21 protein-coding genes and 1 pseudogene are annotated in these 18479 nt (G+C 73.7%); 11 read left to right on the top strand and 11 right to left on the bottom strand.

Annotated features, from left to right (window positions below; translation table 11 throughout):
* Window positions 1-79: 79 nt before the first annotated feature.
* Window positions 80-253, top strand: a pseudogene (locus tag E6U81_RS40790) (serine hydrolase domain-containing protein); the annotation flags it as partial.
* A gap of 142 nt (window positions 254-395) precedes the next feature.
* Here E6U81_RS40790 and E6U81_RS03555 read toward each other — a convergent pair.
* Window positions 396-716, bottom strand: coding sequence for a hypothetical protein (locus E6U81_RS03555; protein ID WP_136228594.1), 321 nt, complete (start codon window positions 714-716; stop codon window positions 396-398).
* Window positions 717-861: 145 nt separating this feature from the next.
* Window positions 862-1953, bottom strand: coding sequence for a DUF2330 domain-containing protein (locus tag E6U81_RS03550; protein ID WP_136228593.1), 1092 nt, complete (start codon window positions 1951-1953; stop codon window positions 862-864).
* Between the two features lie 85 nt (window positions 1954-2038).
* Here E6U81_RS03550 and E6U81_RS03545 point away from each other — a divergent pair, with 85 nt between their 5' ends.
* Entirely contained in the window at window positions 2039-2551 is a 513-nt protein-coding gene (locus tag E6U81_RS03545) for a hypothetical protein (protein WP_136228592.1), read from the top strand.
* 81 nt (window positions 2552-2632) lie between these two features.
* Here the strand turns inward: E6U81_RS03545 and E6U81_RS03540 are convergent, their stop codons facing one another.
* Window positions 2633-3565: an NAD-dependent epimerase/dehydratase family protein gene (locus tag E6U81_RS03540; protein WP_136228591.1), complete on the bottom strand. Its 933-nt coding sequence runs from the start codon at window positions 3563-3565 to the stop codon at window positions 2633-2635.
* Window positions 3566-3636: 71 nt separating this feature from the next.
* Between E6U81_RS03540 and E6U81_RS03535 the strand changes: the two genes are divergently transcribed.
* Window positions 3637-4584 (top strand): LysR family transcriptional regulator, encoded by a 948-nt coding sequence (locus E6U81_RS03535; protein WP_136228590.1) that lies wholly within the window; start codon window positions 3637-3639, stop codon window positions 4582-4584.
* A complete protein-coding gene (locus E6U81_RS03530) occupies window positions 4581-6143 on the top strand; it encodes a hypothetical protein (RefSeq protein ID WP_136228906.1) in 1563 nt (520 codons plus the stop codon). The genes E6U81_RS03535 and E6U81_RS03530 overlap by 4 nt, the downstream gene beginning before the upstream one ends.
* Window positions 6144-6150: 7 nt before the next feature.
* Here the strand turns inward: E6U81_RS03530 and E6U81_RS03525 are convergent, their stop codons facing one another.
* Together E6U81_RS03525 and E6U81_RS03520 are read right to left on the bottom strand one after the other, a co-directional pair.
* Window positions 6151-6870, bottom strand: a complete 720-nt coding sequence (locus E6U81_RS03525; protein ID WP_136228589.1) for a response regulator transcription factor — start codon at window positions 6868-6870, stop codon at window positions 6151-6153.
* Window positions 6867-7727 carry a histidine kinase gene (locus E6U81_RS03520; protein WP_240803606.1) on the bottom strand — a complete coding sequence of 287 codons (861 nt, stop codon included), beginning with the start codon at window positions 7725-7727 and terminating at the stop codon, window positions 6867-6869. Before E6U81_RS03520 ends, E6U81_RS03525 begins: the two co-directional genes overlap by 4 nt.
* A gap of 132 nt (window positions 7728-7859) precedes the next feature.
* On the opposite strand from E6U81_RS03520, the gene E6U81_RS03515 reads away from it, so the two are divergent.
* The 4 genes from E6U81_RS03515 (at window position 7860) to E6U81_RS03500 (ending at window position 12927) form a co-directional block, all read left to right on the top strand.
* On the top strand, window positions 7860-8570 hold the full coding sequence (locus tag E6U81_RS03515; RefSeq protein ID WP_136228587.1) for an ABC transporter ATP-binding protein: 711 nt from the start codon (window positions 7860-7862) through the stop codon (window positions 8568-8570).
* The gene (locus tag E6U81_RS03510; protein WP_136228586.1) at window positions 8567-10870 is read left to right on the top strand and encodes an ABC transporter permease; all 2304 of its coding nucleotides are present in this window, start codon (window positions 8567-8569) and stop codon (window positions 10868-10870) included. The genes E6U81_RS03515 and E6U81_RS03510 overlap by 4 nt, the downstream gene beginning before the upstream one ends.
* Window positions 10871-10962: 92 nt before the next feature.
* Window positions 10963-11376: a hypothetical protein gene (locus E6U81_RS03505; RefSeq protein ID WP_136228585.1), complete on the top strand. Its 414-nt coding sequence runs from the start codon at window positions 10963-10965 to the stop codon at window positions 11374-11376.
* Window positions 11377-11445: 69 nt separating this feature from the next.
* The gene (locus tag E6U81_RS03500; RefSeq protein WP_136228584.1) at window positions 11446-12927 is read left to right on the top strand and encodes a condensation domain-containing protein; all 1482 of its coding nucleotides are present in this window, start codon (window positions 11446-11448) and stop codon (window positions 12925-12927) included.
* A gap of 21 nt (window positions 12928-12948) precedes the next feature.
* Here E6U81_RS03500 and E6U81_RS03495 read toward each other — a convergent pair whose 3' ends face one another.
* From E6U81_RS03495 to E6U81_RS03485, 3 genes are all read right to left on the bottom strand, one after another.
* Window positions 12949-14169 (bottom strand): RNA polymerase sigma factor, encoded by a 1221-nt coding sequence (locus E6U81_RS03495; protein ID WP_136228905.1) that lies wholly within the window; start codon window positions 14167-14169, stop codon window positions 12949-12951.
* A 118-nt stretch (window positions 14170-14287) separates the two neighbouring features.
* The gene (locus E6U81_RS03490) at window positions 14288-14644 is read right to left on the bottom strand and encodes a YciI family protein (protein ID WP_030654218.1); all 357 of its coding nucleotides are present in this window, start codon (window positions 14642-14644) and stop codon (window positions 14288-14290) included.
* A 152-nt stretch (window positions 14645-14796) separates the two neighbouring features.
* Window positions 14797-15066 carry a hypothetical protein gene (locus tag E6U81_RS03485; protein ID WP_136228583.1) on the bottom strand — a complete coding sequence of 90 codons (270 nt, stop codon included), beginning with the start codon at window positions 15064-15066 and terminating at the stop codon, window positions 14797-14799.
* A 115-nt stretch (window positions 15067-15181) separates the two neighbouring features.
* Between E6U81_RS03485 and E6U81_RS03480 the strand changes: the two genes are divergently transcribed.
* Window positions 15182-15520 carry a thioredoxin domain-containing protein gene (locus E6U81_RS03480; protein WP_136228582.1) on the top strand — a complete coding sequence of 113 codons (339 nt, stop codon included), beginning with the start codon at window positions 15182-15184 and terminating at the stop codon, window positions 15518-15520.
* A 27-nt stretch (window positions 15521-15547) separates the two neighbouring features.
* On the opposite strand, the gene E6U81_RS03475 is transcribed toward E6U81_RS03480, so the two are convergent.
* Window positions 15548-16531, bottom strand: a complete 984-nt coding sequence (locus E6U81_RS03475) for a BtrH N-terminal domain-containing protein (RefSeq protein WP_168714536.1) — start codon at window positions 16529-16531, stop codon at window positions 15548-15550.
* Between the two features lie 100 nt (window positions 16532-16631).
* On the opposite strand from E6U81_RS03475, the gene E6U81_RS03470 reads away from it, so the two are divergent.
* Both E6U81_RS03470 and E6U81_RS03465 read left to right on the top strand, forming a co-directional pair.
* A complete protein-coding gene (locus E6U81_RS03470; RefSeq protein ID WP_136228580.1) occupies window positions 16632-16985 on the top strand; it encodes a DUF1304 domain-containing protein in 354 nt (117 codons plus the stop codon).
* Window positions 16982-17551, top strand: a complete 570-nt coding sequence (locus tag E6U81_RS03465; RefSeq protein ID WP_136228579.1) for a TetR-like C-terminal domain-containing protein — start codon at window positions 16982-16984, stop codon at window positions 17549-17551. The genes E6U81_RS03470 and E6U81_RS03465 overlap by 4 nt, the downstream gene beginning before the upstream one ends.
* Window positions 17552-17628: 77 nt before the next feature.
* Here E6U81_RS03465 and E6U81_RS03460 read toward each other — a convergent pair whose 3' ends face one another.
* Together E6U81_RS03460 and E6U81_RS03455 are read right to left on the bottom strand one after the other, a co-directional pair.
* Entirely contained in the window at window positions 17629-17835 is a 207-nt protein-coding gene (locus tag E6U81_RS03460; protein ID WP_030032248.1) for a cold-shock protein, read from the bottom strand.
* Between the two features lie 171 nt (window positions 17836-18006).
* Window positions 18007-18372 (bottom strand): HGxxPAAW family protein, encoded by a 366-nt coding sequence (locus E6U81_RS03455; protein ID WP_136228578.1) that lies wholly within the window; start codon window positions 18370-18372, stop codon window positions 18007-18009.
* Window positions 18373-18479: the final 107 nt, after the last annotated feature.

Genomic DNA, 18479 nt, shown 5'->3' with positions numbered 1-18479 from the left:
GCCGCGTTGGAGCGGACGGTCCGACGGATTCCCCGGGGCGGTGGCGTACGCCCGGCGCGGGGCGCGGGAGTCGCGGACGGCGGCGGGGCTCGCGGACACCGCGACCGGTGAGCGGGCCCGGCCGGACCATCGGTTCCGGATCGCCGGCAGCACCCAGTCGTTCGTGGCGACGGTGCTCCTGCAGTTGGAGGGCGAGGGACGGCTCTCGCTCGACGACAGCGTGGAGACCTGGCTGCCCGGCGTGGTCCGGGGCGGCGCGAACCTGAGGAAGGAGCCGCCTGTCCCGTACACCGAGGCGCTGGGCCGGGCGCAGGCCGCGGTCCTCATGCGACTGAGGCGGCGTCAGGCCGGCGTGAGGCTCCTCCGCCCCGGTGAGGGCGCGGAGGAGCCGTGACTCACTTGCCGAGGATGTTGCCCGTCCACTGGCCGGCACCCTGCATCATGGCCTCGTTGCTCAGGATCTGGGTCCCCGGCAGGGCCGCCATGCCGATGTCACCGGCCGGCGCCGCGCCGTTGTGGGAGCCGACCGTGTTGTCGCGGCCGGCGTTGAAGACGTCGTCGCCCGCGACCTGGCTCAGGTCGCCGAAGACGATCGAGTAGGTGTTGCTGACCGGGGCGTAGATGGTGAAGGTGTCGTCGGCGGAGGCCGCGGACGCGCCCGCCAGGATGATGCCGCCGGCGGCGAGAGCGGTCAGGGCGCAACGGATCGAACGCACGAGTACTGCCTTTCGTGGAGGGGTGGAGGAAGAGCAGTGCGAAGGTAGGACGCTTCGCCCGGCGAGAGCCCGTACCCGCCGCTGTACGGCCCGAGTCCATCCGTACGGCGCAGCCTCCCGGCCCGCGGCCGGGTCCGCGAGACCCTTAGGCCGTGAGCCCGGAGAGGCGGCGGTTTCGGCGGTGCCGGGTGCGTGCGTAGGCGGCGGCCGAGAGCGCCGCGGCGGCCGCCGTGACCGTCAGGAGCCAGACCGGGATGCCGTCCCCCACCGTGAGCAGCTCGTCGCGGTAGACGGCCCGGCGGTACGGGGTGTCCTTCGGCGTCGCGCGCAGTTCGTGGTCGGCGTCGATGCGGCCCGGTTCCGGGAACTCCTGCTCGATCGCCGTCAGGAACACCGGCTTTCCGTCGGCGAGGGCCGCGAGCGGGCCGCCCTCCGGCTCGATGGTGCCCGCGAAGGTGACCTTGGGCGCGGAGCCGCCGATCCTCGTGGCAGGCTCCATGCGGTGGTCCGCCAGTACGTACAGGCCGAGTGACTGCGGCGTCTTCGCCATGCGGGAGAGCCGCATCGGGTAGACCAGCCGGTCGCTGTCGAAGCGGATCTTCAGCGGGTCCAGGTCGCCCCGGAGCACCTTGCCCTGTCCGGCGTCGCGCGGGGCGAGGCGTATCGCCACGTACTCCCAGTGCTGGTCGACGTACGGCTTGACCTCGGTGGCGAGGCGGTCGGGGAGCTGAAAGCCGTTGCTCTCCAGCCAGTTCTTCAGGGCGTCGGGGTCGGTGGCGGTGAGCCGGGCCACGTCGAAGTCGCCGAGCTGCTCGCGGCCGACCACGCCCACGGGCGGTGCGGCGCCCGGCGCCGGGGCGCCCGCGCCGTCGCCCTTGTTGCGGGAGAAGGGCCAGTCGCCGTCGCGCGGCCAGAAGTAGCTGCGGGTCCTGCGCTCGGGCCGGGTCAGTTCGCGTAGTTCGTCGAACATGTCCCCGTCGCCCAGTTCCACCGTGGCGCGGCCCGGCACCGGCATGATCCAGGCGGCCCGCTGTGCGTTGCCGCCGACGGTGAAGCGCATCACGATCTGTTCCGTGCGTCCGTCCCAGCGCACGACGGAGGTCTCCCGGTCGACGCCGATCCGGGACTGGCCGTCGGGGATCATGGCCCCGCAGCCGCAGGCCCAGGCGGGGTTGACCAGCGCGCCCACCTGCGTCGCGAACAGGGCGAACAGCAGAATCAGGATCCTTCGTTTCATCCACACGGGGTCTGGGACGGCCGACCGGGTGATCCGGTTCCGCCCCCTGTCGCCGCAGGATCCGGCCTGGCTCATACTGTGGCGCATGAGGGGGAGTGAGAAGCAGCCGCACGCTCTGCGGCGCCAGAACGCGCTACCGCGCAGCCCGATGGTTCCGGACTCCGTGCTGGCGGAGATCGCCCGGCACGACTGGGAGCGCATCGCGTGCGGCTGCGGCCGGTCCGCGGGCCATCTGGTGGACGCCGTGCGCGACGCCGCCGAGGGGCATCCTGCCGCGTTCCACGCGCTGGAGGGGCACGTCTTCTTCGCCCAGCACCTGAAACCCCCCGCCCCGGCGGTGTGCGCCGTGCTGATGGCGGTGTGGTCGGCGCGTCCGCCCCGGCGGGCGACCCGCGAGGCGCTGCTGTGGACTCTGCTGGCCCTGCTGTGCACGGTGGACGACGGCGGCACGCACGAGGCGGGACTGCACGGGCAGTGCGCCGCCTTCATCCGCACCGGTGTGGACGGTTTCCGGCAGGAGCTGGCCGCCGTCCCGGGCTCCGGGACGGCCGCGTACGCCGAGGGCATCCTGGAGATCCTCGGCCTGCCGATGTCCTGACGCGGCAGGTCGGCGACGGGTCCGCCGCGGGTCCGCGACGGGGCGGCGGCCGCCCCCGTCAGGCAGTGGCGGCCGGCCCCGTCAGGCGGTGGCGCGCGCGGTTTCGGCGACCGCGCCGGGCAGCCAGTCGGCGACCCGGCCGAAGGTGAAGCCCAGGGCCGCGGCCCGGCCGTTGTCCATGGCGTAGGCGCGGTCGAAGGAGAAGGGCGAGGCGTCGGCACCCGCTTCGACGACCCGGTGGCGGGGCCGCCGTCCGAGCTGTTCCGCGACCGTCATGCAGAGCTCGAGGACGTCCGGGGAGCCGTGCGAGGCGGCGTTGACGGGCCCGGTGAAGGTCTGGCCCGCCGTCCACCGGAGGAAGTCGGCCATCTCCAGGTGGTGGATGAACGAGGTGCCGTACGGGGCTTCGTGGACGTCGACCGGGATCCCGGCACCGATCCGCTCCACGTAGTGCGCGAGGCGCCCGGTGAACTCCGCCCGGCCGCCGCCGAGGACGTGCGCGGTCCGCACGCTGACGTACGGGAAGGGCGGCTCGCGCAGGAAGACGGCCTCGGCGCGCCGCTTGCCCTCCGCGTAGGCATGGGCGGCGCCGGCCCGCGAGGGGCTGCCCGGATCGTCGCCGCGCGGACGCGGTGGGCGCCCGGGGTCCAGGGACTCCTCGGCGACGGGTACGGTGTGCGGCGCCCAGTCGGCGGGGAGGGTGGCCGGGTCGTAGACCTCCATCGTCGAGGTCATCACGTAGCGCCCGGTCCTGCCGGCGAACACCCGGCGGGCGACGGCGGCCTGGAGCGGTGTGTAGCAGACCTGGTCGACGACCACGTCGAAGTCCCGCCGGTCCAGCGCCGCCCGTAGCCCGGCCTCGTCGTCGCGGTCGGCGAGGAGGCGGCCGACGCCGGGAGGCGGGGCGCTGGAGCCCCTGTTGAGGACCGTGACCGTGCTCCCCGCGTCGCGCAGCCGCGTGATCAGTGACTTCCCGAAGTACCGGCTGCCGCCGATGACAAGAATCCGCTTCATGCGTCCGACTCTCGCGTTGTATCGTCCCCAGCGGAACCGACCGGCCGCTGAACGGGTCGTAAGGAAAACTGATGATCGATGTGCAGCGGTTGCGCGTCCTGCGGGCGGTGGCCGAGCACGGCAGCTTCAACAAGGCGGCCGGGGCACTGCTGCTGACCCCGTCGGCCGTCTCCCAGCACATCGCGGCGCTGGAGCGCACCCTCGGCCACCCGGTGGCGGTGCGCAGCACGCGCGGTGTCACGCTCACCGAGCCGGGACGGCTGCTGGTGGAGGCGGCAGAGACGATCTCCGCGGAACTGGACCAGGTGCGCCGGGCGATCGACCGGCTGGCGCAGGATCGGCCGCGGCTGACCGTCGCCACCTTCACCAGCGGGGGCCGCCATCTGCTGCCGGCGGCGCTTTCCCACTTCGTGGAAGCGCACCCGGAGGTGGAACTGACGGTGCTGGAGAGCGAACCGGAGGACGCCGTGCCGATGGTGCGCGGCGGTGCGGCGGATCTCGCACTCGCCTACCACTTCGACGGACCGCCGCCGGTGGGTCCGCGTCCTGGCGGGCGGCCGGGCCTCGACTGGCGGCCCCTGATGCAGGACCCGCTGTGGCTGGTGCTGCCGCGGGGTCACCGCCTGGCCGGCCGGCCCTCCGTGGACCTCGGCGAGCTGTCCGGCGACCGGTGGGTGCTGGGCTGCCTCAAGACGGAGGCGTTCCTGCGCCGCCATGCGGAGCTCGCCGGTTTCGAGCTGCGCGTGGCCGCTTCCACCACCGACTACTTCTTCGCCCAGACACTGGTCGCGGCGGGGGTCGGGGTCTCCCTCGTCCCGCAGGTCGCTCTGGCCGGCGTCCCGGAGGCGGTCGCGGTCCTGGTCGAACCTCCGCGTCCCGCCCGGCACATCGGGCTGGTGCTGCCGCGCCGGCGCCGCGCGGACCCCTGCGCCGAGGCGCTGGCCGATGCCCTCACGGCCGCGGCCACCGCCACCACCACCGCCTCCGCCTCCGTCACACCGATCGGAGCCCGTCGCTGAACCCCCTCCTGTGCGGCCTCGCCGCCAATCCCGCTCTCCCGCCCGAGCTGGTCGACCGGCTGATCGCCCTGGCCGCGGCGGCGCCCCGGCCGTCCGACCTCTCCGACCCCACCGGCTTCCTCGCCGACGTGCTGGTCTGGCACCTGTCCGAGCGCGCCGACCTCGGCCCCGCGCAGGTGGCGGCCCTGGCCGCGCTCGACGAGGACACCCCGGCACGGCTCGCCCGCGGCGGGCACCTGGGCGCCGCCGACGTCGACCCGGACGTGTGGCCGCTCGCGGCCCTCGCCCTCCTCGACGAGGGCCGCGGCCTGCCGGAGTGGGCCCGCCGGTTCGCTGTCGACCCCGACCCGTCGCTGCGGTGGCAGCTCGCCTCCTGCCCCGGGCTGCCCGCGGACGTCGAGGACGCCCTGGCCGCCGACCCGGACCACGAAGTGGCCGCCGAGCTCGCGCTGTGGACGACGTCCTCCGCGGTCGCGGCCCGCCTCGCGCGGCATCCGCACGCCGAGGTCCGGCAGGCGGTGGCGTGCAACGAGGCCGCGCCGCCCGCCGCGCTGGCCGCTCTCCTCAGCGGAGACGGTCTGCCGCCCGCCCACTCCTGCCTGGTGTGCGACGGCCGCGAGATCCCTTTCCTCCACGACCCCCACTGCCCGGACGCCGACTGCGTCCTGCCGGCCGGCGCCGCATGCGACGGGACTCACGGCTCGACCGTCCACGGCACCTGGGGGCGGGCCCTGGCCAACCCGGCCACTCCCCCGGAGGCCGTGGCGGCCTTCGCGGACCATCCCTCCGTGCTGCTGCGGTGGGCCGTCGCCGAGCACCCCGGTCTCCCGGCGGAGGTCTACACCCGCCTCGCCGGTGATCCCGACTCCCGGATACGGGCTTCGGTCGCGCGGAACCCGGGGAGCGGCCCGGAGGTGAGCCGCGTGCTGGCCGCCGACCACGATGTCGAGGTACGACGGGCCGTGGCGCACCATCCCCGGGTGCCGTTCGACGTGCTGGAGCGGCTGACCCCCACGACCCGCCTGGGCCAGGAGCCACTGCCGCGGATCTCCGCCGCCACCCCGGAGGAGCTGGCGCAGGGGGCCGCGTCGGCGAACGCGCGCGTACGGATGCTCGTGGCGCACCGGCACGATCTGCCGCCGGAGCTGCGCGACCGGCTCGCCGCCGATCCCGACGCCTCGGTGGCCAAGGCCGTGGCCCCGCACCCGGGGCTGTCGCCGGAGCGACTGCGGGCCATGGTCGCACTGCACGGCCAACAGGTCCTCGCACGGGTCGCCGCCAACCCGGAGGCGCCCGGCGACCTGCTGGCGGAGGTGGCCCGCCACGATCCGCCGGCACGACGGGCGTTGCGGGAGATCGCCTCGCACCCGCACGCGACCGCCGAGGCGCTGCTGCCCTGCCTGGCCGGCGGGAGGTCGCGGGTGAGCGCCGCCGCCCATCCGGCGCTCCCTGCGGCGGTCGTCGTCGGGCTGCTCGACGATCCGGACCCGGACGTGGTGGAGGCCGCGGCCGGCAACCCCTCACTGCCGCCCGCCGTGATGGCGCAGCACATCACGTGACGGCCCGTCAGCCCATCGAACCGGGTGTCACCAGGCCGCACTCGTAGGCCAGGACGACGGCCTGGGCCCGGTCGCGGAGCGACAACTTCGCGAAGATGCGGGCCACATGGGTCTTCACCGTCGCTTCGCTGAGCGTCAGCTCCGCCGCCAGTTCGGAGTTGGAGCGGCCGTGGCCCATCAGCGTCAGTACCTCGCGTTCGCGCGGCGTCAGGGCGGCCAGCTCGCGGTGGGTGCCGGCCGTGGTCACGCGGTCGCGGTCCGCCGCGCCGGGGGCGCAGCGCTCCACCAGCCGGCGGGTGATCGACGGGGCGAGCAGCGCGTCGCCGGTGCCGACCAGACGCACCGCGGCGGCGAGGTGCTCGGGGGTGACGTCCTTGAGCAGGAAGCCGCTCGCCCCGGCGGCGAGGGCGGCGTACACGTACTCGTCGAGGTCGAAGGTGGTCAGCATGATCACCCGGCAGTGGGGGGCCTCGGCGAGAATGCGCCGGGCCGCCTCCAGGCCGTCCATGACGGGCATGCGGATGTCGAGGAGGACTACGTCGGGGAGCAGCCGGCGCACTTGGGCGACGGCTTCCGCGCCATCGGCGGCGACGCCGACCACGTCGATCCCGCGGGCGGTCAGGATCAGCCGGAAGCCGGTGCGCACCAGATCCTGGTCATCGGCGATCACCACGCGGGGCGCCGGCCCGTCGGCCGCGGGGGCGGCCGGGGCTGCGGGCGCGGTCACGGCCGGTCCAGGGGGAGGCGGGCGCGCACCCGGTAGCCGCCGCCGAGGCGGCGGCGGGCGTCGAGGTCTCCGCCGTAGACTGCGACCCGTTCGCGCAGGCCGAGCAGGCCCCGCCCGGTTCCCTCGGCCTTCGGCGCGCTGCCGCCCGGGGTGTGCGGGCGGGGTTCGGGCGCACCTCCCGGGAGGACGCTCGTTCCGCCGCTCAGCACCTCCACGCGCAGTGCGTGTGCCGCGTACCGCACCGTCACCTGTGTCCTGCCTCCCTCTCCGTGTTTGAGCGCGTTCGTGAGCGCCTCTTGGACGATCCGGTACGCCGTGACGTCGATCCCGGCCGGCAGCGGGCGCGGGTCGCCGGACACGCGTACCTCCACCGGCAGGCCCGCGAAGGCGAATCGGTCGATGAGCGCGCTGAGCCGGGTCAGGCTCGGCTGCGGGGCCAGCCGGGTGGCCGCGGCGAGCCGTTCCTCGTACGGGGCGTCCGCGCCGTCCTGCGCGGGGGCGAGCAGCCCCAGCAGGTGCCGCAGTTCGGTCATGGTGTTCCGCCCGGCGCGTTCCACCTCGCCCATGGCCGCAGCGGCCTCCTGGGGCAGGCTGGTGAGCACCTCGCGGGCGGCTCCCGCCTGGACCACCATCAGGCTGACGTTGTGGCTGACGATGTCGTGGAGTTCGGCAGCGATCCTGGCCCGTTCGGCGTCGACCGCACTGCGGGCGGCGCTCTCCCGCTCCCGTTCCAGCAGCCAGCCGCGCTCCTCGATCGCCGCCCGGTGGCTGCGCCGGGCGCGCAGCAGCGCCGCGCCGAGTACGCCGCACCCTGCCGCCGCGACGCAGGCGACAACCGTGGCGATGATCTGCCCCACCCTCAACTCCCCACCCCGCGAGCCCTGATGCCATTGTGCCGGACGGCGCATACATCCCCGGGATGACCTGCGCCGGCCTTTACATCCGGGGGCTGACGCCCCGCCCCCGGCCCCCGACTTAGGTTCGGGGCCATGACAACCGATCACGACAGCGCACGGCAGGTCGTCGTACGACTGGACGACGTGCACAAGGAGTACGGCGACGCGAAGGCCCTCGACGGCCTCTCCCTGGAGATCCGGGCGGGTGACGCCGTGGCCGTGATGGGCCCCTCCGGCTGCGGCAAGTCCACCCTGCTCAACATGGTGGCCGGGCTGGACCGGCCGACCTCGGGCACCGTCGAGGTGCAGGGGCATGACCTGGGCGGGCTCAACGAGACGGGGCTGGCGCTGTTCCGGCGCCGGCACATCGGCATGGTCTTCCAGTTCTTCAACCTCATCGACGACCTGCCCGCCCTGGACAACGTGGCGCTGGCCGCCCAGTTGACCGGCATCCCGGCGCGGCAGGCGCGCCGCCGGGCTCTGGAGCTCCTCGACGAGCTCGGCGTGGCCGACCGCCGGAACAACTACCCGGCGACGCTGAGCGGCGGCGAACGCCAACGGATCGCCGTGGCGCGCGCCCTGATGAACCGTCCGGCACTGCTGCTCGCGGACGAACCGACAGGGGCCCTCGACAGCCGCGCCGGCGAGCAGGTGATGGACCTGCTGATCGACCTCAACCAGATCGGCCAGACACTGCTGGTCGTCACGCACGACCCGGAGCTGGCCACCCGCTGCGCCAGCCGCCTGGTGGAGGTCGCCGACGGCCGCGTCGCACGGCAGAGCCGGCTGGAGGCGACCGCGTGAGCGCCGTGTGGCGGGCCTCCCGCGCGGCCGTGAAGCGCCGCAGGCTCCAGACCTTCGTCATCGGGCTGGTCGTGCTCTGCTCGACCACGGCCGTCCTGCTGGCCCTGGGGCTGCTCGACGTTGCCACCAGCCCCTTCGACAAGGCGTACGCCGCCCAGCGCGGCCCGCACACCGTGGCGGCGTTCGACACCGCGAAGGCCACCCCGGAGCAGCTGGCGCAGACAGCCCGGCGGCCCGGTGTGACCGCTGCGGCGGGGCCGTTCGGGCAGCGGGTCCTGGACGTGCCCAAGGACTGGCTCTGGATGCCCGGCGGCTCCTTGACGGTGGTGGGACGGGCCGACCCGGGCGGCCCCGTCGACCGGGTCCAGGTCCTGGAGGGCCGCTGGGCGACCGCGCCCGGCGAGATCGTCGTCGCCTGGCCGTCGGCGGGCACACCCGGGAACGAGCTGCTCGGAACCGTGCTGGAGGTCCCCGGATCGGCGCCGTTGACGGTCGTCGGATTCGCCGCGGGCATGGGCAGGTCGGCGGACGCCTGGGTCTCCCCCGAGCAGATGACCGCGCTGCGTCCGGCCACCGCCCAGATGCTGTACCGCTTCACCGACTCCTCGACGGAGGCACGGCTGAACGCCGCTTTCGGCCGGGCCACCGCAGGGCTGCCCGAGGGGGCGCTGACCAGTGCGCACACCCACCTCGATCTGAGGAAGGCCTTCTCGTCGCTGGCGGACGCCTACCTCCCCTTCATGACGCTCTTCGGCATCCTCGGCCTGCTGGTGTCCGCCCTGATCGTCGGGAACGTCGTCAGCGGGGCGGTCGTCTCCGGGTACCGGCACATCGGTGTGCTCAAGGCCCTGGGCTTCACCCCGAACCAGGTGGTCGCCGTCTACCTGACGATGATGGCCGTGCCGGCCCTCTTCGGCTCCGTGGCGGGCACCCTGCTCGGCAACGCGCTGGCCGAGCCCATCCTGGGGATCGCGTTCTCCGGCATCGAGACCGGCCGGGCCGCCGTAGGCGGCGTCTCCTCCTGGGTGTCGGTGGTCTGCCTGCTGGGAATGCCCGCACTCGTCCTGCTGACCGCGCTGGTTCCCGCGCTGCGCGCGCACCGGCTGCCGGCTGCCCGGGCGATCAGCGCGGGCAGCGCCCCGCTGACCGGCCGCGGTCTGCGCGTCCAGCGCGTCCTCGGCGGCAGCCGGCTGCCCCGCGCGGTCAGCATGGGCCTCGGTCAGCCGTTCGCCCGCCCGAGCCGCACGCTGCTGACCCTGGCGGCCGTCGTCCTCGGCGTGACCACGGTGACCCTGGCGACCGGACTGACCAGCACCATGCTCGCGTACAGCGAGGCCGGACGCGGCGGCGCGCTGGTCAGGGTGGAAGCCGGGGAGCCCGCCGAAGGCCGGGCCGCTCCCCTGCCGGGCGACGCCCAGATCGAGGAGCGGCTGCGGTCGCTGCCCGGCACGGCGGGGGTACGGGCCCGGGCACTGGCCCAGGTGACCGTCGTGGGGCAGAGCCGGCCGGCCTTCGCCGACTTCTACCGCGGGGACGACGCCTCGTCCGCCGGTCGGATCGTCGCGGGACGGATGCCGGAGGCGGCCGGCGAGTTCGTGGCCGGGCCGGCCTTCCTGACGCAGAACGGACTGCGGCTCGGGGACCGGGTCGCCCTGGCGCTGGGCGGCAGACAGACCTCCGCCACCGTCGTGGGGGAGCTCATCGAGGGCAACGCCCGTGGCCTGGAGGCTTCCTGGGAGACCCTTCTGCCGCTGGCACCGGACGCCCGCCCGGTCGAGTACGAGGTGCGGCTGGCTCCCGGAGCCGACGCCCGGACGTACGCCGCGGCGGCGGAAGCCGTCGGCCCGGGGCTGCGCGCCTCGGTCTCGGATGCGGGGAACAGCGCCACCACCACTGTCGTCGCCTTCTCCACGGTGTTCACGGTCCTGCTGAGTGCCGTCGCGTCGCTCGGTGTGTTCAACACCGTCCTCCTGGGCACCCGGGAGCGCCGCCGGGACCTCGGGATGCTCAAGTCCATCGGGATGACACCACGGCAGGTGGTGGCGATGACCGTGACCTCGGTGGCGGGGGTCGGCGCGGTCGGCGGGCTGCTGGGCATCCCGCTCGGGATGCTGGCGCACCGGCTGGTCGTGGACAACGTCGGGGTGGTCTCCTTCCCGGAGTCGATGAAGGACGTATGGGACGCGCCGCAGTTGTCCGGCCTGCTGCTCGCAGGGGTCGCGATCGCCGTCGTGGGTGCGCTGGTTCCGGCCCGGGCGGCGGCTCGGATGACCATCGCGGCGGCCCTGCACACCGAATAGGCCACCGGGCAGGGAGGAAGTGCGGATGCGGCCGGCGTCCGGGGCTTCGTAGGCTGCTCCCCGGCACCCGGAGCCCCAGGAAGGAGCCGCTGATGCCCCGCAGTCCGAACAAGGCCCGGCGTCTGGTCGTGGACGGGCACACCTACACGCGGTCGGTACGCCACTCCCACAGCCGATCGGGCGGCTCCGGCCGCGACTGCAGCGAGTCGCTCACGGTCCACCTGACAGGGGCACGGGGAGCCCTGCGCATCGTCTTCCGCGAGGGCCCCGGCAGACTCGTCCCGAGCGGCTACCCGATGGTCTCCGGGGAGGTGTCGCTCACCACGACCGACTCCCTGTACCTGCACGAACCGGGCGCCGTCCGGGCCCTGATGGAGGAGGCCCGGGAGCGCGGGTGGCGTCCCGACGGCCCGTCCGGCATGGAGATCGACGGGTGGACCCTCTTCGAGGCCGCCCTCCGCAGGCGGAAGGGCTCCGCCGGGCCGCCGCCCGCCCCGCAGGAGTGATTCCGTCACCTCCCCGGGCCGGGGGTCGTTAGGGCCTGGGGGTTGACTCGGGGGCGAAGGGATGGCGGTATGCGGCAGTTTCCTCTGGAGATGCACCACGTGGCACCCGGCAGGGTGGTCGAGTGGCGGCTCAGGTCCACCGCGGCGCAGGCCCACGGGCCGGGTGACGCGGCGAGCCGGAAAGCGTCTTTCAACCAGGACAAGCACTTCACCGTCGCGGAGGAGAGCCGGGCCGCCGACGACCCCGTCGCGTCCTGGGTCGCGGTCACCTTCGAGGTGACCGGCCCGCTGGACGAACAGGCCCTGGCCCAGTCCCTGCTCTCCTTCGTCCAGCGGCACGAGGTCCTGCGCTGCGCGTTCCGGCGGCTGGCCGGCGAGGTGGCCTGCGAGCCCTTCGCTCCCGCCACCCTCATCCTCGACCCCGAGCTCGTGGGCACCTTCGAGGACGCCGGTGTGCTGAGCGACTTCCTCGTGGAGCGGTTCAAGCGGAGCATCGACACGCTGTCCTGGCCGCTGTTCATCATGGGCGCGGTGGTCCGCGAGGACTCGGCGACCGTCTACCTGGCCTTCGACCACATCGTCTGCGACGGCATGTCGATGCCCATCGTGGCCCGCGAGGTGCTGACTGCCTACGAGGGCCTGTGCCGCGGCGAGAGCGCCGAACTGCCGCCCGCGCCCAGCTATCTCGACTTCGCCGAGGAGCAGCGCCGCCGGTACCTGTCCATCGACGCCGGCGACGGCCGTCTGGACTACTGGAAGGCGTTCATGGGGCCGGCGGGCGAGTTCTTCCCGCGCTTCCCCCTCGATCTCGGCGTGGAGCCGGGACGGATGTACCCCATCGTCAACGAGGCGTCGATGCTGCTGGACGCCGGTGAGGCGGAGGTCTTCGAGAAGACCTGCCTGGCGGTCGGCGGGAAGCCGTTCATGGGCGTGCTCGGCTCGGTGGCCGTGTGTCTGCGCGAGGCCGGCGGTCCGGGTGTCTACCGGGGCTTCATGCCGGTCAGCGAGCGCGGCCGGAGCACCTGGACGAACTCGGTGGGCTGGTTCGTCAACACGCTGCCGATCGAGTTCGACGCCTCGCCCGGCCGGGACTTCGCCCAGGTGATGGCCTCCGTCCGGGCCGGGTTCGGGGAGATGATGACCCATCTCGACGTTCCGTTCGTGCGGGCCTGGGAGTTGCTGGCGCCCGAGGAGTTCGCCGCCCGCTCCTGGCCGTACCCGGTGAACTTCTTCTCGTACATCGACATGCGCAAGTGCCCGGGCGCCGAGCGCCACGACGACTGGCGGCCGACCACCCACGTGTGGTCGGCGCGCGCCAACGGGGCCTGCTCGTGGTTCCAGCGGGACACGGACGGCCTGCACATGAACTCCATCTACGTCGACACCCCGGCAGCCCGCCGGACCATGCGCGACTTCCAGGAGGCGCTGCGCCTGACGGTCCAGGAGGTCGCCCGCAGCGGTGGTTTCCGCCGCCCCGTCGCCCTGACCCCGCAGCGCCGTCCGGTACGGACGACCCCGCTGGACGTGGCCGCGTTCGCGCGCCGCGGCTGATCCGGGGCTCGGGAGCGCGGATCAGAGGCGGGCCGCGCGCCGCAGGAGCAGGGTGCGTTCCTGCGCGTTGCGGGTGAGTGAGGCCGCGCGTTCGAACTCGGCCCGGGCCTCGCCCGGTCGGCCGAGGCGCTCCAGCAGGTCGCCCCGTACGCTCGGCAGCAAGTGGTAGGCGCTCAGGGCCGGTTCGCGGGCCAGGGCGTCGACGAGCGGCAGGGCGGCCGCCGGTCCGTCGGCCATGGAGACCGCCACCGCCCGGTTGAGTTCCACGACCGGTGAGGGGGTCAGCCGGACCAGCCGTCCGTAGAGGGCGGCGATCCTGGCCCAGTTCGTGTCCTCGTAGCGGACGGCGGCCGCGTGGCACCCGGCGATCGCGGCCTGGAGGGAGTAAGGGCCGCTGCCGGCGTGGCTCATCGCACGGGCGCCCCTGGCGATGAGCAGGCGGTTCCACCTGGCCCGGTTCTGGTCGGCGAGCAGCACCGGTTCGCCGTCGGGGCCGGTGCGGGTGGCGATGCGGGAGGCCTGGAACTCCAGCAGTGCGGCGAGGCCGTGTACCTCTCCCTCCTCGGGCATGAGGGCCGCGAGGACGCGGGCCAGTCGCAGGGCGTCCTCGCAGAGGGCGGGCCGGACGAGGTCGTCGCCGGAGGTGGCCGAGTAGCCCTCGTTGAAGACCAGGTAGATGACTTCGAGGACCGACGACAGCCGTGCGTCGCGGTCGGTCCCGTACGGGACTTCGAAGGGCACCGCGGCCTTGGCCAGGGTCCGCTTGGCGCGCACGATGCGCTGGGCGACGGTGCTCTCGGAGGTGAGGAAGGCGCGGGCGATCTCCTGGGTCGTCAGTCCGCCGATCAGGCGCAAGGTCAGCGCGATGCGGGCCTCGGTGGCGAGGACGGGGTGGCAGGCGGTGAAGATCAGGCGCAGCAGGTCGTCGTCGATGTCGTCGGGTTCGGCCGGTTCGGCGGGCGGCGGCTCGTCCTCCAGGGTGCGGCCGACCTCGGCGAGCTTGCGCGCGTACGTCTCCTTGCGGCGGACCAGGTCGATCGCGCGGTGCTTGGCGGTCGCCATGAGCCAGGCGCCCGGTCGGTCCGGGACACCCGACTCCGGCCATTGCTCCAGGGCGGTGACGAGGGCGTCCTGCGCGATCTCCTCGGCGATGCCGACGTCCCGCACGATGCGGGTGACTCCGGCGATGATCCGCGCCGACTCGATCCTGAACACCGCTTCGACCGCCCGGGCCGTATCCACTGCCGTCACGGCCACCCATCAGAGCAGCCGTGACGAGGCAGGGCAAACGCGGCGCGAGCGGGCGGGATCACCACTCCCGGATCACCACTCCCGGATCACTTCTCCCGGATCTCCGGGATCACATCTCCTGGATCTCCCTGACCTCGGCGCTGACGTTCCATTCCGCCGGGTGGATCTCCAGGAACCGCCGGGTCCACTCGATCGCCTCGGCCTTGTCCTTGCACTGGCTGAGGGAGTAGCCGCCGACGACCTCCTTGGTCTCGGTGAAGGGGCCGTCGGTGTAGCTGATCTTCCCTCCGGACCAGCTGAGGCGGGTGGCCTCGGAGGTGGGGAGCAGTCCCGCGGTGTCGAGCATGACGCCGGCCTTGGTGATCTCCTCCAGCAGGGCGCCCATGCGCTGCTCGAACTCCGGCGGGAACTCGTTGGGGGGAAGGTCCTGCTCGTTGATGCGGATCATCGTCAGGAAGCGCGGCATGGTGACTCCTCGGTCGCGGTGGCGGGGCCGTTCCCCGCCTCTCACCCTTGCGTCGAACGGGAGGCGCCCGGATCGACAGCTCTCCGGAAATACTTCGAGGAATTTTTCGCGGCGGCCACCGGAAGACTCCGCCGGACACCCGCGGGAGCAGGTCAGCGACTGTCGCCGGTCCAGTCCCAGTGGCCCGGATCGCCCGCGCGGCGGCGGTAGTGGGCGCGGCCGCCCGCCCCGTAGCGTCCTATCTCGGTGGGGAGGCGGGCCTCCTCGTCGAGCTGGGGCGCGCTCCAGCCCGTGATGTCCAGGAGGAGGCCGTCGAGCGGGCCGCCGACCAGTTCGCCGTAGACGTGGCCGGGGCGCGGGCCGGGGTCGGGGTCCTCGTGGTCGGCGCCGTAGACCCGGCGCCGGAGCATCCTGTCGTCCATGTCGATCAGCTTCACAGGCGGCACTGACAACGGCCCGGCGGCCGCCCGCCGGGCCGGCGGCGATGATGGGTGCCGCGCCCCCGGCGGAGGGGCGCGCGAGCGAGGAGCGACACGCATGGCACATGGGGTGCACCGGCCACAGGAGGACGAGGAGTTCGACTTCGTCCTGTCGATGGCGAAGGGGCCCGTCCTGGCCTATTTCTGCGGCACCTGGCCCAAGGCGGTGGAGGCCTGCCGCGCGATGGACGCCGTCGTCGCCGAGGTGGTGCGGGAGTACGGGACGCGGCTGACGGCCGTCCGCACCGACATGACGCGCTGCCCGGGGCCGACGAAGCGGTACGGGGTGACCGGCGCGCCGACCGTCGTCCTCGTCGCGGAGGGCGAGGCGGTCGCGAGCCAGGCGGGCCCGATGGGCCTCGCGGAGCTCCGGGCGTTCCTGGACGCCCATCTCTGACCGCGGACCCGGATGCCACGGCCCGGCTCACAGGAGGGCGACGGCCCGGCGTTCCAGGTCCAGCGAGTGCTCCACGAGGGTGGCGAACTCGTCGAAGAGAGTGCGCCGGGCCCCGGCGTCCGGGTCCGGTCCGGCGGTGCGGGCCAGTTCCGCGAGCCGGGACCAGTGCCCGGCCGACTCCCGGAAGAGGGCGGCCGCCGCGGGCCGTCCGACCAGGTCGAGGAAGTCGGCGTAGAGCGGCCGGGTGGCTCCGGGTGCGGTCCACTCCCGCTCCAGGCAGGCGTACAGCCGGCGGGTTCCTGCGAGGAAGGCCTCCGGGGCGGCGAAGCGGCGCTGCCAGCCCGTTCTGGTACGGGTGTCGCGCAGGTGCGCGGCCAGCTTCTCCATGCCGGAGAAGCCGAAGTTGACGTCGAACCGGTTGCCGAGCACGGGTCCGGTGAGACGTGCGGCCGTGGCGGCGAGGGCCCCCGCGACGTCGGGGTCCCCGGTGGCCGGTCCAGTGGGCACGATCATCTCGTGGCGGCCCTTGCGGTGCCCGGACCAGGCGGCTCCGAACTCCTCCTCGGGGATCCGGTACGGGGTCCGGGCCTCGTCCTCGACGTACAGGGTGTCGCCTTCGTACCCCGCGAGGACGACGGTGTACGGATCGGCTCCCGCCATCTCGTCGCCGGGGCCGTGCCACGGGAGCCCGGACCGGTCGACGGTACAGAACACCGGGCGCCCGGCGTCGAGGGCCGCGTGCACCCGGCCCCAGTGCGGACGGGCGCTGTGGGCCACGTCGTAGGGGACGCGGAGCCGGTCGAGGGCGGAGCGGATCCAGGGATCGGGGTGGGCCTGGGCGACGATCGTGAGCTGGGGCGGGCGGCCGGTGTACTCGAAGACGAAGTACATGAAGCCGATGCCGCCGGCGAGGCCCGCGACGAGCGCCTCGTCGTGGGTGCTGCCGAGGGCGTGCCGGACGAGGGAGCTCTCACGGTGGCGCTCGGTGCCGAAGTCCTCGTACAGGAGCATGCGGCCAGGGTAGCCAGGGGGTCGGACACCACATTTCCTGTACAGTTGTCCAGGAAGTGTCCCCATCCCCCGTTCCTTCCCCAGAGAAGTGGAGGCGGCCATGCAGACGGTCGCTCAGATCCTGATCGGCCTCGTGGCCGCGCTGCACGCGTACTTCCTGGTCCTGGAGATGTTCCTGTGGCAGCGCCCGCCCGGCCGGGCGCTGCACGGCTTCGATGCGGACACCGCGCGGCTGACCGCGCCGCTCGCCGCCAACCAGGGCCTGTACAACGGCTTCCTCGCCGCCGGCCTGGTCTGGGGGCTGACCATCGACTCGCTCGCCACGCAGGTGTTCTTCCTGGCCTGCGTGATCGTGGCCGGCGTGTTCGGGGCGGCGACCGCCAACCGCCGGATCCTCGTCGCCCAGGCCGTACCGGGCGCCCTCGCGCTCGGTGCGGCACTGCTGGCCGCATGAGCCCGGAGGATCCGCGTAGGGCGCGGACGAAGGCGCGGCTGCGGGAGAGCCTGCTGGCCGAGTGCGCCGACCGGACGCTCGCGGAGGTCAGCGTCTCCGCGGTGGTCCGCCGGGCCGGCGTCGGACGGGCCACTTTCTACCTGCACTACGAGGACCTCACCGCGCTCGCCGTCGACGCCTGCGCGGACGTCGTGCACGCGGCGGTCGACGCCCTGCACGCCTGGCAGACCGGCCCCTCCCCGCTCCCCCCGGTGAAGCCCCCGGCAGCACTGGCCGGGTTCCTGGCGGGGGCGGCGGCCCGCGCACCGCTCTACCGCACCCTGCTCCTCCCGGGCGGCGGCGGCCCCCTCGGCGACCGGCTGCACCGGGAGCTGCGCGCCCGCGCCCGCGCCGAGCGCGCGGCGGTGGGCGCACCCCGGCCCGAGCTCGTCGCCTCGGCGGTCGCCGCGGCCTTCACCGGAGTCCTCGCCGACTGGCTGCACGAGGAGATCCCGGCGGATCCGACCACCCTTGCGGACCACCTGTGGCAACTGCTCCTCGCCCTGCACCGGGCCCCCGCGGCCTGAGGCCGGGTCCGGGACGCCGAAAGCCCCGCCGGCGGACCGGCGGGGCTTCGTTCACGGCACGCGGCTCGTGGTGGCGGCTACCCGATGGGGACCACGTTCTCGGCCTGGGGGCCCTTGGGCCCCTGGGTGACGGTGTAATCGACTCGCGCGTTCTCCTCCAGCGACTTGAACCCCGTGGTCTGGATCGCGGAGAAGTGCACGAACACATCAGGACCGCCGTCGTCCTGCTGGATGAAGCCGAACCCCTTCTCCGAGTTGAACCACTTCACGACACCTGTTGCCATCTTGCTGATCCTTCACAACGGTCCACTGCGGGCCGCACACGCGGCCGTCTCGATCCTGCCCAACAGTCCCGCGGAGCACACGCCGGACGCGGCCAACCGGGGCGCGTCGCGCATTCGAACTTGCGGCCGCCTTGTCCGCGATACGGGGGACCGGGCCTACGCCGCACGGGCTCACGCGCCCTCCCCGGCGGCCGGCAGCGGCGCCACCGGGCGGGGACGGGCGGCCGCGACGGCCCGGCGGGGTCCGCCGGCCCGGCAGCCCAGGCAGTCGGCGTGCCCGGCGTGGGCCGCGGTGTCGCGGGTGCGCCAGTCCCATTCGGATTCCGGGCGGGGGCCGCTCGGCTTGCCCCACCCGGCGAGGTGCAGCAGCCAGGTGACGACCCCGGCCAGGACGACGACAGCGAGGCCCATCAGGATCCCGGGCGGCCAGGCCGCGCAGACGGCGGCGCCCGCCCCGGCGAAGCCCAGCAGGGCCAACGTGGTTCCGGTCCAGCCGGCCACCGTGTGGCCGAGATCGACGTGACCGTGCGCGCTCATGGTTCTCCCTGGTCGGAGTGGCAGCAGTAGGCTCAGGACAAGGAGATGCTTATTTCGCGAGGTAAGTATCTCAGTAGCTAAGTAACTTAGATACTAAGGAGTATTTG

It is taken from the genome of Streptomyces sp. A0592 (assembly GCF_004795115.1).
GTDB classification, from domain to species: domain Bacteria; phylum Actinomycetota; class Actinomycetes; order Streptomycetales; family Streptomycetaceae; genus Streptomyces; species Streptomyces erythrochromogenes.
The sequence above is the reverse complement of the archived record's forward strand: the minus strand, read 5'-3'. Positions and strand labels throughout refer to the sequence as shown.